Source organism: Flavobacterium plantiphilum, assembly GCF_046000495.1.
In the GTDB taxonomy this organism is placed as follows: domain Bacteria; phylum Bacteroidota; class Bacteroidia; order Flavobacteriales; family Flavobacteriaceae; genus Flavobacterium; species Flavobacterium plantiphilum.
Window position 1 is genome coordinate 31,191 of the sequence record NZ_JBELQA010000004.1, and the last position, 12,726, is coordinate 43,916.

General features: G+C 34.9%; 13 protein-coding genes. 1 reads left to right on the top strand and 12 read right to left on the bottom strand.

Annotated elements, in window-relative coordinates; genetic code table 11:
• Positions 1-41 precede the first annotated feature (41 nt).
• The gene (locus ABS764_RS07725; RefSeq protein WP_408081219.1) at positions 42-680 is read left to right on the top strand and encodes a peptidoglycan-binding protein LysM; all 639 of its coding nucleotides are present in this window, start codon (positions 42-44) and stop codon (positions 678-680) included.
• Between the two features lie 41 nt (positions 681-721).
• Here ABS764_RS07725 and scpA read toward each other — a convergent pair whose 3' ends face one another.
• From scpA to dnaA, 12 genes are all read right to left on the bottom strand, one after another.
• On the bottom strand, positions 722-2,872 hold the full coding sequence (scpA, locus tag ABS764_RS07730; RefSeq protein ID WP_408081220.1) for a methylmalonyl-CoA mutase: 2,151 nt from the start codon (positions 2,870-2,872) through the stop codon (positions 722-724).
• A gap of 39 nt (positions 2,873-2,911) precedes the next feature.
• Positions 2,912-4,276 (bottom strand): methylmalonyl-CoA mutase subunit beta, encoded by a 1,365-nt coding sequence (locus ABS764_RS07735; RefSeq protein WP_408081221.1) that lies wholly within the window; start codon positions 4,274-4,276, stop codon positions 2,912-2,914.
• Between the two features lie 73 nt (positions 4,277-4,349).
• A complete protein-coding gene (locus tag ABS764_RS07740) occupies positions 4,350-4,673 on the bottom strand; it encodes an FtsB family cell division protein (RefSeq protein WP_408081222.1) in 324 nt (107 codons plus the stop codon).
• 151 nt (positions 4,674-4,824) lie between these two features.
• Entirely contained in the window at positions 4,825-5,433 is a 609-nt protein-coding gene (gene udk, locus ABS764_RS07745) for a uridine kinase (protein ID WP_408081223.1), read from the bottom strand.
• Between the two features lie 155 nt (positions 5,434-5,588).
• Complete coding sequence (locus tag ABS764_RS07750) at positions 5,589-6,383, bottom strand: GIY-YIG nuclease family protein (RefSeq protein WP_408081224.1); 795 nt, start codon at positions 6,381-6,383, stop codon at positions 5,589-5,591.
• 317 nt (positions 6,384-6,700) lie between these two features.
• Entirely contained in the window at positions 6,701-7,021 is a 321-nt protein-coding gene (locus ABS764_RS07755) for a nucleotidyltransferase domain-containing protein (protein WP_408081225.1), read from the bottom strand.
• Positions 7,022-7,024: 3 nt separating this feature from the next.
• Positions 7,025-7,486 carry a nucleotidyltransferase substrate binding protein gene (locus tag ABS764_RS07760; protein WP_408081226.1) on the bottom strand — a complete coding sequence of 154 codons (462 nt, stop codon included), beginning with the start codon at positions 7,484-7,486 and terminating at the stop codon, positions 7,025-7,027.
• A gap of 108 nt (positions 7,487-7,594) precedes the next feature.
• The gene (locus ABS764_RS07765) at positions 7,595-8,476 is read right to left on the bottom strand and encodes an SDR family oxidoreductase (RefSeq protein ID WP_408081227.1); all 882 of its coding nucleotides are present in this window, start codon (positions 8,474-8,476) and stop codon (positions 7,595-7,597) included.
• 201 nt (positions 8,477-8,677) lie between these two features.
• Positions 8,678-9,805, bottom strand: a complete 1,128-nt coding sequence (locus ABS764_RS07770) for a methionine aminotransferase (RefSeq protein ID WP_408081228.1) — start codon at positions 9,803-9,805, stop codon at positions 8,678-8,680.
• A gap of 226 nt (positions 9,806-10,031) precedes the next feature.
• On the bottom strand, positions 10,032-10,754 hold the full coding sequence (locus tag ABS764_RS07775; RefSeq protein WP_408081229.1) for an SAM-dependent methyltransferase: 723 nt from the start codon (positions 10,752-10,754) through the stop codon (positions 10,032-10,034).
• Positions 10,755-10,785: 31 nt separating this feature from the next.
• The gene (locus ABS764_RS07780; RefSeq protein WP_408081230.1) at positions 10,786-11,253 is read right to left on the bottom strand and encodes a low molecular weight protein-tyrosine-phosphatase; all 468 of its coding nucleotides are present in this window, start codon (positions 11,251-11,253) and stop codon (positions 10,786-10,788) included.
• A 7-nt stretch (positions 11,254-11,260) separates the two neighbouring features.
• Positions 11,261-12,688: a chromosomal replication initiator protein DnaA gene (gene dnaA, locus ABS764_RS07785; protein ID WP_373405347.1), complete on the bottom strand. Its 1,428-nt coding sequence runs from the start codon at positions 12,686-12,688 to the stop codon at positions 11,261-11,263.
• Positions 12,689-12,726: the final 38 nt, after the last annotated feature.

Genomic DNA, 12,726 nt, shown 5'->3' on the forward strand with positions numbered 1-12,726 from the left:
AGAAATTTCTCGAGGTGACAGATTGAGAAGAAAAACAATTTATGATAAAAAAATGGTATTTTTACACCAGTTTAACTGTAATTATAGCTTTTTTAAGTTACAGTTTTAAACCACTAAAATTAGATACTAAAGAGTGGTTTTTGAGAAAAAATGATAATGGAACTCCCTACTTATTTCCATCTGTCAAGCAAGAAGATTATACGAGTCTGAATATTCCTTTCACCGGAAATTTATTCATTGGTTTTAAAGAAGCTCTGGGCTTTAGAGAATCTGAAAACAAGTATAAAAAAGTAAATTCATTAGGATATTTAGGAAAATATCAATTTGGAAATGAAACTTTAAGGTCTATTGGAATTCATGATACTGATAAATTCTTAAAAAGCCCGAAATTACAGGAAAAGGCCTTTGTTGCTTTGTTATCAAAAAACAAATTTATTTTAAAAGATGTTATTGAGAAATATGACGGAAAAGTTGTAAACGGAATTTTAATAACTGAATCTGGTATTTTAGCAGCGGCTCATCTTGGCGGAGCAGGTTCTGTAAAAAGGTATTTTAAAAATAATGGAAAAAAATACATTAAAGATGCTTACGGAACTTCGATAAGGAGTTACTTAAAAGCTTTTGGAGGTTATGATACTTCATTTATTGTGCCTAATATAAATGCAGTAGTTTCTCGTTAAAAAATAAACACCCATTTGTTTAATTGCAAATGGGTGTCTTTTTATAATTCTTCATTAATAAATAAACTCAGGATTTTTACTGCAATTTTGCTAATATTAGTTCCCGGGCCAAAAACAGCGGCGATACCGGCATCAAAAAGATATTGATGATCCTGAGTTGGAATGACTCCGCCTACTACAACCATAATGTCTTCACGGCCATATTTCTTAAGTTCTTCTATGACCTGAGGAACCAATGTTTTGTGTCCCGCCGCAAGAGAAGAAATACCTAAAATATGGACGTCATTTTCCATGGCTTGTTTGGCTGTTTCTGCAGCTGTTTGAAAAAGAGGACCAATATCTACATCAAAACCGATATCGGCAAATGCGGTAGCTACAACTTTGGCTCCTCTGTCGTGTCCGTCCTGTCCCATTTTAGCAATCAGAATTCTTGGTCTGCGACCTTCTTGCTTAGCGAAAACATCGGCTAAATATTTTGCTTTTTTAAAACTTTTATTGTCTTTGATTTCTTTACTATACACACCGTTCAAAGATTTAATTTGCGCTTTATATCTTCCAAAAACATTTTCTAAAGCGGCACTAATTTCACCTAATGTAGCTCTTTCTCTGACAGCTTCAATAGCTAATTCCAGTAAATTTCCGGTTCCGGTTTGGGCAGCTTGGGTGATTCTTTCTAAAGCTTCTTTTACTTTTAAAATATTTCGTTTTGATTTAACCTGATTGAGCCTGTCCAGTTGTTGGTTTCTGACTTTTTCAATATCAATGTCCAGAATATTTAAAGATACTTCTTTTTTAGCTTGAAATTTATTCACACCTATAATTATATCCTGATCACTGTCGATACGGGCTTGTTTTCGGGCTGCTGCTTCTTCAATTCTTAATTTAGGAATCCCGGTTTCCAAGGCTTTAGTCATACCTCCTAATGCTTCAATTTCCTCAATTAGTTTCCAGGCTTTTTGAACAAGTTCATGTGTCAGACTTTCAACATAATAACTGCCTGCCCAAGGGTCAACTGTTTTATTGATTTTAGTTTCTTCTAATAAATATAATTGTGTGTTTCTGGCAATTCGGGCAGAAAAATCAGTAGGCAATCCCATTGCTTCGTCTAAAGCATTGGTGTGGAGCGATTGTGTTCCGCCAAAAACAGCTGCTGTAGCTTCAATACAAGTGCGGGCAACATTATTAAAAGGATCCTGAGCGGTCAAACTCCAGCCACTGGTTTGACAATGGGTTCGTAAAGTGAGGGATTTACTGTTTTTGGGATTAAAATCTTTAATTAATTTCGTCCAGATCATTCTTGCCGCCCTCATTTTGGCAATTTCCATAAAATGATTCATTCCAATTCCCCAAAAGAAAGACAATCGGGGAGCAAAGTCGTCTATTTTAAGTCCGGCTGAAAGACCGGTTCTTACATATTCTAATCCATTGGCCAGTGTATAAGCCAGTTCAATATCGGCGGTGGCGCCCGCTTCCTGCATGTGATAACCGGAAATGGAAACCGAATGGAATTTGGGCATTTTTTTGCTGGTATATTCAAAAATAGCTGCAATAATTTTCATCGAAGCTTCCGGCGGATAAATGTAGGTATTACGTACCATAAACTCCTTAAGAATATCATTTTGAATAGTACCTGAAAGCTGCTCGGGTTTGACTCCTTGTTCCTCGGCGGCTACAATATAAAATGCCATAATAGGTAAAACCGCTCCATTCATAGTCATGGAAACAGACATTGTATCCAAAGGAATCTGGTCAAATAATATTTTAAAATCTTCAACAGTATCAATAGCAACTCCTGCTTTTCCAACGTCGCCTGTTACACGTTCGTGATCAGAATCATAGCCGCGATGTGTAGCTAGATCAAAAGCGATAGAAAGTCCTTCTTGTCCTGCTTTGATATTCCTTCTGTAAAAAGCATTGCTTTCTTCTGCAGTAGAAAAACCGGAATATTGACGAATCGTCCATGGTTTTTGAACGTACATGGTGGTGTAAGGACCACGAAGAAACGGAGGGAATCCGGCCGCAAAGTCCAAATGTTCTAAATCTTCAGTATCCTTTTCTGAATAGGCAGCTTTCAGCTCGATTCCTTCAGCTGTAACAAAATCTGGGATAGCCGAATTTTTATCTGCAAAACCAGTATTAATTTTGGATTTTTCAGGATGAAGTTGAATATGTTTAAGGTCTTTTCGAATCATTTGGATGCTTTTTACGATTTTAGGGTATCGGTGATTAAATTATTCCGAAGCCAGTCGTTCCTGTTCTAATTTCTCTGCCAGTCGTTTTTCAATGATTGGGGTAATCAGTGTTTTTCTTGGTTTTGTTTTTACAAATGGATAGAGTTCAATTTGCTCTTTCATTTTGTCTTTGGGATTCTGATATTTGTTCGTTCCAACCAGAATTTCTTTGTTTGTATCAAAAAGGCGTTGTTCTTTATCAGCACTTTCCTGAATTTTTCTTTTGATAATTCCGTCGTTTAACTGCTTTAAAAATCCGCCATTGGCTTCAATTTCTTTAAATAGAGTTAAGGCTTTGTCTGCCAATTGCTGCGTCAGCGTTTCGATGTAGTAACTTCCGTCGGCAGGATTTTTTACTTTGTCAAAGTAGCTTTCGTTTTTCAACAGCAGCAGTTGATTGCGGGCAATCCTGTCTCCAAATTCATTGTTTTTATGATAAATGGCATCATAAGGTAAGTTGGCAATAGTATCAGCTCCTCCAATTATAGCCGACATGCATTCGGTAGTGGTACGCAGCATATTGGTATTAAAATCATACAGGGTTTTGTTGCGTTTAGTTGGTGTTACTAAAAAATGACAATCGTTGTCGTGGTAATATTCTTTAGCTATTAATTGAAATAACAATCGCAAAGCCCGCAATTTGGCAATTTCAAAAAAGTAATTACTTCCCACAGCAATTTCAAAAACAATAGGCTGATGGATGGTAGGAATACGGTTGAGGTATTCATTGGCATGAGCCAGACTATAAGCAATTTGCTGTACCATATTGGCACCGGCATTTTGATATAAGCCCAGATTAATGCTAATTAATGAGCTTTCACGAGTGTTTTTAGAAATAATTTGCAGGGTTTCGAAATTGTTTTTTTCTTTGGTCGTAAACCAATTCCCTTCTTTGGCCAGGTGACCAATAGGATCCAAATTGTAAAAAACAGTCGCTTTTTTATGTTCGATAATGTCGTTTATTTTACTAATAAAATCAACGGATAGAAACTTCAGATCAAAATAAACAGGGGTTTTGTCTAACGGAAGTTTTTCGAGAAGTTTATTGATATCCAAAGATTCATTATCGATGGTAAATCGTAAACTTTCGGCTCCTCTTTGAAGTAAATCCAAGGCTCTGTCCACAGATTTTTCAACATCAAAAACAAAGATGTTTTGACAAATTTTAAAATTTCCTGTGTGACTATCAGTTGTAGCCGTTTTATTAAAATCATCACGATGATAAAAAGGCTTTACCTTAATGTCTTCCGGTGAATTCCACACTAAAGTCTCGTTATAATCGGCGCCATCCAATTCAAACTGGATTTTTTGTTTCCATTGTTTGGATGTAACTGGGGCGAAATCTTCGAATAATGGAGTATTCATTTTAGTTTTGATTTTAATTTCTCTGTTGAGAGGGACTAAGGCTATGTTTTTTAGTTGTTATAAACGGAAGTGTTTATTTTTTTTCAATAGTGTCACCTTCAAATTCAATAATGTATATATCTTCACTATCTTTTTTCATATAGTATTTTTCGCGAGCGTATTTTTCTATTTGTTCCGGATTTTTGAGCTGTTTTATTTGTGCTTCATCTTTTTTAATTTCTTCCTGGTAATAGGTTTTATTGTCTTCTAATTCTTGAATTTGATTGTCTAAAACGCGATGATCAAAATAAGAATAATTGTCGAGAAACAGCATCCAAACGGCAAAAAAACTTAGAGACCACATGTATTTGTTACTTAAAAATTTAAACCAGCTTTTCTCTTTATATGGATTTTTCATTCGTTGTATATGTCGGGTTGAGCAGTTGTTCTATTCGTTTTGTTTGTAAGACTTTGAGCTTAGTCTGACAAATTCTGTTTGCTATCGTTTTTTATTTGTTAAATATAAATACTATTTTTTGCCTTTTCAGAACACTAAAGTTACAATAAAATTATATGATTTTTTGATTAATTACGGTTCTTAGCATGTCGATGGCAACAGTATTGTAGTTGTTGTTTGGGATAATAATATCCGCAAAAGCTTTTGTAGGTTCAATAAATTGTTCGTGCATTGGTTTTAAAGTTTTTTGATAGCGGTTTAAAACTTCTTCCATATCCCGACCACGTTCGGCAATGTCTCTTTTGAGTCTGCGGATGAGTCTTTCATCAGCGTCGGCATGTACAAAGATTTTAATGTCAAATAAATCCCTTAATTCCGGATTAGCCAGAATTAAGATGCCTTCTACAATCATTACTTTTCTGGGATGTGTGCTGATGCTGTCTTCGGTGCGGTTGTGGGTTACAAAAGAATAGACAGGTTGTTGAATGGTTTTGCCTGCTTTGAGTTCGTTTAAATGACTGACCAATAAATCAAAATCAATGGCTCTGGGGTGATCAAAGTTAATCAGTACACGTTCATCATAACTCAGATGATCATTTTTTTTATAATAGGAATCCTGAGAAATAACGCCCACTTCGGCATCCGGTAACTGATTCATGATTTGGCGTACTACCGTTGTTTTTCCGCTTCCGGTTCCGCCTGCAATTCCTATAATGAGCATGGTCTATTTTTTCTTTTATCGTAAAACAAAAATAGGAATTTAATTGGGAGTTGTTTGGGGTTTGAAGGTGAAATGTTGGTGGGTTTTCAACAGGGAGTTTTTAGCTAATTTATTTTTGTGTCATGAGGAAAGGATTCGATCAGCAGTATGTTTGGCTAACTGTAATTGTATATTTTCATGAATTCTTCAATATCTTTTAAGTCGTAAAGTTTTAAATCAAACCATTCACCTCGAACTCGCTTTTCTTTGTATTTTTCGTGTAATTTTTTTTCTATTTTTTTATCGCACTTCCATAAAGCGATCATGTGAATTTTTGGTTCTTGAGAATGTAGCGTTTTTTCGCGGTATTTTGGATTTTTGCTTGTTCCAATTTTTATATATCCAGTATCACTATTTACCATTAAATAAACATATTCACAATCAGGAATAATTTCTAATGAGTATATATCGTTAAAAAAGTCTCGATAAAAATCTTTTTGAGCAATTAGAATTACGTTTTTGATTCCTCGTTCTGAAGATCCAAATATTAACGTATTTTTGTTTTCGTATGGTTTCAATTCTATAGATGTCGTAGTAAAGAAACCAAGTTTTTCTAAAAAACCTCTAAGTTTAATTTGAAATGTATTGAAGGCAATTAAAGCATTGACATCATCGTATTTATCGGCTAACATTGTAGTAAATCGAATTAGAAACTGAAAGTAATTTTCATCATTTAGATGTAATTGAATTAAATTGCCAGTTAATTCTTTGTCATTATTTACATAAAACATTTCAAGTATAATTCCAACTTCTTCATCAAACAATCTAACACCATAACAATGTCTGTGAATTCGTGTAATCACATTGTGTATTGGTCCATTATCGTCTTTGTCAAATCTAAAAATATCTTCTTTTGAAAGAGAATATGTTATTTGATCAAATTGTTTTAATAGTTCTTCGGGTGTTTTCATTCAAATACAGTTAATTTGTATTTACTAGTTATAAAATAGCAACTTTAAAGTCAAAAATAGCCAGATTCTCACTATTCTATTCAGAATTAGAATTTTCAAATATATCAATAAATATTTACAAATAATAAAAGAGTTCTTTTAAATAAAGAGAATAGTTTGAATAGCGTCTGGTTTTAGCTAGATGTTGTAATTGATTGTTAGTAAAGGTTTTAGCTTAAAAAAAATAGTTTTGGCTAAAGCCAATTAGGAATCTTATTTTAAAAATGGGCTGAAGCCCATTCCAATTCGTGTTTTAAGAAGAAAAGGGCGGGAGTTAATTAATTTCCAGCTTTCTCTTTTTGAAAAAATAATTGTCCCACTCTATTGATATGATTTACTAATTCAGTACTGTTTATCGTGTGATAAATAGAAATATCAAATTTATAGGGTAATAACAAATCATCCAATTCATGTTCAATTTCCTGTTGGATGGTCAGTGTTAAAGAATTACCTACTAAGGTTAAATCAATATCTGAAGCAGCTTTGTAATTCCCTTTGGCACGTGAGCCAAATAGTATTGCTTTTTCTATTTCAGGGTGCAGATTAAATACGGATTGTATTTTTTTGATATCTAAATTGTCTAATCCTGTATTTGTCATTTATTAAAAAATATTTTGTTGGTTTCCGGTTATTTTTTCTTCCATTGTGTTTTTAAATTCAATAAAAGCCGGATAATATTCCTTTAAAATCTTATTGTAAATTTCATTGGCAGTTTCTTCATTATAGGTATGGGATGTTTTATTACGACTTGTTATCATATCCATCCATAAATGACCATTGGTAATTAATTTTAATTGAAAAGCTTCACGAGTAGCATCTCTTGAACCACCTATATTTGAATTTCCTTGGTATTCAGCATAATCTTTCATTACGTTCCATGCCAATTCGTGTGTGTATTCAAAACGCTGAATAATTCCTTCTTTTATCATTTCATCCAGAATTTCATCCTCCAAAGATGCTTCTGTTGTAAAGTTTTCCTGAATGTATTTTACCGACTGACTTAATTTTTCAACAGCTTTTATATAATTTGAAAAGCGTTGTTCCCATCTGATGTCCTTTTCCATCTTTAAAAAATAAGATTACGAAGTTAAGTTTTTCAATGTGTATAGCCTAAAATAATTGTCAATAACAATGGCAATGTCAAAAATCAATAGCAATGACAATGCTATAAATTATTTGTTCTTCTTAGCCTTAATCATTGCTTCCAGCTGATCCCAAAGCTCTTCGGGAATGGCTTCTAATAGATTGAATTGTCCTGCGCCTTTGAGCCATTCGCCACCGTCAATGACCACTACTTCGCCATTGATATAGGCAGAAAAATCGGAAACTAAATAAGCGGCTAAATTCGCCAGTTCCTGATGATCGCCTACACGTTTTAGCGGCACTTTTTTAGCCATATCAAATTTTTCGGCAAGATCTCCGGGAAGTAATCGGTCCCAGGCACCTTTGGTAGGAAATGGTCCCGGAGCGATGGCGTTGGTACGAATACCGTATTTAGCCCATTCTACCGCCAGACTTCGGGTCATGGCCAGAACGCCAGCCTTAGCAGTGGCGCTGGGCACCACATATGCCGAACCGGTCCAGGCATAAGTGGTTACAATATTTAAAACCGTAGCTGATGTTTGCTTGCTGTCTATCCAATGTTTTCCAAAAGCCAGGGTGCAGTTTTTTGTTCCTTTTAAAACAATATCTATAATAGTGTCAAAGGCATTAGCCGACAATCGTTCGGTAGGAGAGATGAAGTTTCCAGCTGCATTGTTCAATAAAATATCGACTTTCCCAAAGTTGTTGAGGACTTCCTGTAGCATGTTTTCGACATCTTCATAATGACGCACATCGCATTGCAAGGGCAAACAAGTGCCGCCTGTGTCAGATTCTAATTCGGCAGCTGTATTTTTGAGTTTGTCTAAATCTCGGGAAGTAATGGCAACTTTGGCACCCAGTTCCAGGAAATATTTAGTCATCGATTTTCCTAATCCACTACCGCCTCCGGTAACTACAATTACTTTTCCCTGAAGAGCATCGTCGCGAAGCATTTTTTGGCTAAAGTTCATTTTGTTGAGGTTTTATGGTAAATATACGAAATAGGTTTTTCTTTTTTGCTTGATCAAAAAAGAAACAAAAAAATACTCGAAATGAAGTTGGGAATTTATTTTGTATCCAATATTTATGTCACACTCAGCCTGTCGAAATGTTTTTTATGTTTGTCAAAATGAAGTCTTCAAAAGGCTCACACTGACAAAGGATTTTTTAGATTAAATTTCGCAAAGTCTTCTCGCTGCTTCTTCTAAGGTAGCATTGTCTTTGGCAAAACAAAAGCGGATAAGTTTTAAGTCTTTTTCGTTTTCGTAAAAAGTAGAAATAGGAATGGCAGCAACGCCATGTTCAGTGATGAGGCGTTTGCAAAAATCCACATCGTTTTCATTCGAAATGGCTTCATAAGAAACTACCTGAAAATAAGTCCCTTCACAAGGCAATAATTTGAATCGGCTTTTGCCAAGTAACTGTCTAAAACAATCTCTTTTTTGTTGGTAGAAATCACCAATGTTGTCAACGAAAACGATATCTAAATATTCGCTAATAGCTGCTTGCGAAAGACTGTTGACACTGAAAACCAGAAATTGATGTACTTTTTTAATTTCTGTCATTAAATGTTCTGGAGCCACTACATAACCAATTTTCCACCCCGTAATGTGAAAGGTTTTTCCAAAAGAAGAAATCACAACGGTCCGGTTGCGAAGCAATGGTTTGGTGTGAACAGAAATGTGCTTTTGTTCGAAAGTGATGTATTCGTACACCTCGTCAGATAGCAAAATGATATTTGGAAATTTTTCCAGTAGTTTTTCTAAGGCTTCAAAATCCGATTCGGTTAGAATTTTTCCTGTTGGATTGTGTGGATTATTGATGATAATCATTTTGGTTTTCTCCGAACAAGCCGCTTCGATGATTTCCCAATTGGGGGTGTAATCATCGTTTAATGCAATCCGAACAGGAGTTCCATTTGATAATAAAACATTAGGTTCGTAAGAGTCGTAACTGGGATCTAAAATTATGACTTCGTCTCCATTGCCCACTAAAGCCTGAACACTGCTGAAAATTCCCTGAGTGGCTCCGGTAGTGACCAAAATCTCGGTTTCAGACTGAATTGTTCTTTGGTACGAATGGGCAACCAGTGTTGTAATTTTATTCATTAATGGAGGATAGCCTGCCATCGGAGTGTATTGATGTACATCCTGCTTGGTTAGTTGAGCTACTATATCAGTCAGTTTTTCATCAACAGGGAAATTTGGAAATCCTTGTGATAAATTGATCGCATTGTGTTCAGTAGCCATTTTTGACATGACAGTGAAAATGCTGGTGCTTATATTGGAAAGTTTAGACATACTTTACTTTTTGAAAGGCTAAAAGTAAGGAAAGGTCTTGATTTGTGGAAAAAGAAAAGAGAAGAAAGAGAAAAGAATAAAGATGCAAGAAGCAGGAGGAAGGTTTTCTTTTTAGTTTTTTTTACCATAAAAGTCACATAAGCTCCTCTTTCGAAGAAAGAAAACTTAATGAAGTTTAAGTTCTTAATAGTTTTAATTTTATAAACTTATAAAATGAACAAGAAAACTACATTTTATGAATAATAAAAATAGTAGGACGTTTATGTAAATCAATCCTTTCTTTTTTCCAGGCTGAAATTTTCTTGGTTTTGATATATTCCGTTGGTAAAGTAATATCGGCGGCGATACACAAATGGGTTTCCGGATGCAACGTCTGAATTAAATCTTCCAGTAACTTATTGTTGCGATAAGGGGTTTCAATGAAAATTTGAGATTGATTTTTTTCGAAAGAGGTTCTTTCTAAGCTTTTAAAACTTGCTCTTTTTTCATCTTTTTCTATAGGCAAATAACCGTGAAAAGTAAAACTTTGTCCGTTCATTCCCGAAGCCATCATAGCCAATAATATAGAAGAAGGTCCTACTAACGGAATCACCTGAATGCCTCTGTCATGAGCTAATTTTACAATTACAGCACCGGGATCGGCAACACCGGGACAGCCCGCTTCACTCATTAAACCTACATTTTTTCCTTCCAATAAAGGTTTGATGAAGTCTAAATGTTCTTTGGCTTCCGTATGTTTGTTTAAAGCAAAAAGTACTAAATCGGATTGTTTTTTTTCAGGATGTACTGCTTTGATGGATTTTCGGGCTGTTTTTTCGTTTTCAACAATATAATAGTCAATAAAATCAATCGTTCTTTTTATAGTTTGTGGCAACACATCCATTGGGTCACATTCTCCCATGGTGGTTGGGATTAAATATAGTTTTCCTAAAAGAGCGTTTGGTTTCATTATGTTGTTTTTTGAAAGTATTGAAAAAGATTTAAGTATGTTTTGCTTTTAATTTTGCCGCAATATTTTCGCAGGCTTCGTCCAGCATCTGGTATACTGTTTCAAATCCGTTTTCGATTCCGTAATATGGGTCGGGAACATCTACGTTTTCCCCGGGATATAATTCGTTGAGAATGATTTGGACTTTTGCTTTCTGGCTTTCATTTTTAGCCAGATGAATTACATCTCTGTAATTGGAATTATCCATAACATAGATGTAATCAAAAGTATCAAAGTCAGCGGGTTTAAATTGTCTTCCTTTTTGTCCGGAAATATCCAGCTGATATTTTTTTGCAACAGCAATAGAACGGGAATCTGGCTGGTGTCCTACATGCCAGGAACCTGTTCCGGCTGAATCAATAGTGAATTTATTTTTAGGCAGTTTAGAAGCTAAGATTCCTTCGGCCAAAGGAGACCGGCAGATATTTCCTAAACACACCATTAAAATTTTGACCGACATAAGCTTTTTATAGCGTTAATTTCTTGTGGATGTCCTCGACAAACTTTTTAAATTGTTTGTCAGTAGCAACTAAATTATCTACAGTTTTACAGGCGTGCAATACTGTTGCATGATCGCGATCACCTATTTGCGAACCAATGTTAGCCAAAGAGGATTTAGTAAACTTCTTGGCAAAAAACATTGCTAATTGTCTGGCTTGGACTACGTGACGTTTTCTGGTTTTAGATTGTAAAGTTTCGATATCCAACTGGAAATAATCTGAAACAATTTTCTGAATGTAATCAATCGAAATTTCGCGTTTTACATTTTTAACAAATTTCTCTACAACGCTTTTGGCCAGCTCAATAGTCACTTCTTTTTTATTAAAAGAAGATTGTGCAATCAATGAAATGATAGCTCCTTCCAGTTCACGAACATTAGATTTAATGTTGCGGGCTACATATTCAATAATTTCGTCCGGCATTTCAACACCATCGCGATACAAGATGTTTTTTAAGATAGAAATTCGGGTTTCGTAATCGGGCTGATGCAATTCAGCAGAAAGTCCCCATTTGAAACGGGATAATAAGCGTTGCTCAATATCCTGCATGTCAACAGGTGCTTTATCAGAAGTCAGGATAACTTGTTTTCCGTTTTGATGTAAATAATTAAAAATATGGAAAAATACGTCCTGCGTTCCGGATTTTCCGGATAAGAATTGCACGTCATCGATGATTAACACATCGATTAATTGGTAGAAATGAATAAAATCATTTCTATTGTTTTTCTTTACCGAGTCAATATATTGTTGCGTGAAAATTTCAGCAGAAATATACAAAACGGTTTTTTCAGGATATTTATCTTTAATTTCAACTCCGATAGCATGAGCTAAATGTGTTTTTCCTAATCCGACACCTCCAAAAATTAATAATGGATTGAATGACGTTCCACCCGGTTTATTGGCAACAGCCATACCTGCGGAGCGTGCTAATCGGTTAGAATCTCCTTCCAGGAAATTATCAAAACTATAATTGGCATTTAGTTGGGATTCAATCTTTAAATTTCTGATTCCGGGAATTACAAAAGGATTTTTTAATTCAGGATCAAGATTCTTTAAAGGGGCATCAACATTCTGAGGTTTCATTGGAGAACGGTTTGCACTTGGCAATTGTTCTGTAAACGGCTGTTTGTTGCCGTAAGTGTTCTCCATTTTGATTTTATAAAGTAACTTTGCGTTTTTTCCAAGTTCTTTAGTTAAGGCAACTTTTAATAATTTAACATAGTGCTCTTCTAACCATTCGTAGAAAAATTTACTAGGAACCTGAATGTATAATGCGTTATCGGTAAGTTCAACTGACTTAATTGGTTCAAACCAAGTTTTGTATGCCTGGTCTTGAATATTGTCTTTTATGAAAGACAAACAGTTATCCCATACTGATTGAGCAGTTTTGTTCATAAATTCTGTTAAATTATTATATTTTGTATTAGGTTGTC

Coding starts and splice junctions, on each gene's coding strand:
- ABS764_RS07725 (WP_408081219.1), top strand. CDS start 42: ATGATAAAAAAATGGTATTTTTACACCAGTTTAACTGTAATTATAGCT.
- scpA (WP_408081220.1), bottom strand. CDS start 2,872: ATGATTCGAAAAGACCTTAAACATATTCAACTTCATCCTGAAAAATCC.
- ABS764_RS07735 (WP_408081221.1), bottom strand. CDS start 4,276: ATGAATACTCCATTATTCGAAGATTTCGCCCCAGTTACATCCAAACAA.
- ABS764_RS07740 (WP_408081222.1), bottom strand. CDS start 4,673: ATGAAAAATCCATATAAAGAGAAAAGCTGGTTTAAATTTTTAAGTAAC.
- udk (WP_408081223.1), bottom strand. CDS start 5,433: ATGCTCATTATAGGAATTGCAGGCGGAACCGGAAGCGGAAAAACAACG.
- ABS764_RS07750 (WP_408081224.1), bottom strand. CDS start 6,383: ATGAAAACACCCGAAGAACTATTAAAACAATTTGATCAAATAACATAT.
- ABS764_RS07755 (WP_408081225.1), bottom strand. CDS start 7,021: ATGACAAATACAGGATTAGACAATTTAGATATCAAAAAAATACAATCC.
- ABS764_RS07760 (WP_408081226.1), bottom strand. CDS start 7,486: ATGGAAAAGGACATCAGATGGGAACAACGCTTTTCAAATTATATAAAA.
- ABS764_RS07765 (WP_408081227.1), bottom strand. CDS start 8,476: ATGAACTTTAGCCAAAAAATGCTTCGCGACGATGCTCTTCAGGGAAAA.
- ABS764_RS07770 (WP_408081228.1), bottom strand. CDS start 9,805: ATGTCTAAACTTTCCAATATAAGCACCAGCATTTTCACTGTCATGTCA.
- ABS764_RS07775 (WP_408081229.1), bottom strand. CDS start 10,754: ATGAAACCAAACGCTCTTTTAGGAAAACTATATTTAATCCCAACCACC.
- ABS764_RS07780 (WP_408081230.1), bottom strand. CDS start 11,253: ATGTCGGTCAAAATTTTAATGGTGTGTTTAGGAAATATCTGCCGGTCT.
- dnaA (WP_373405347.1), bottom strand. CDS start 12,688: ATGAACAAAACTGCTCAATCAGTATGGGATAACTGTTTGTCTTTCATA.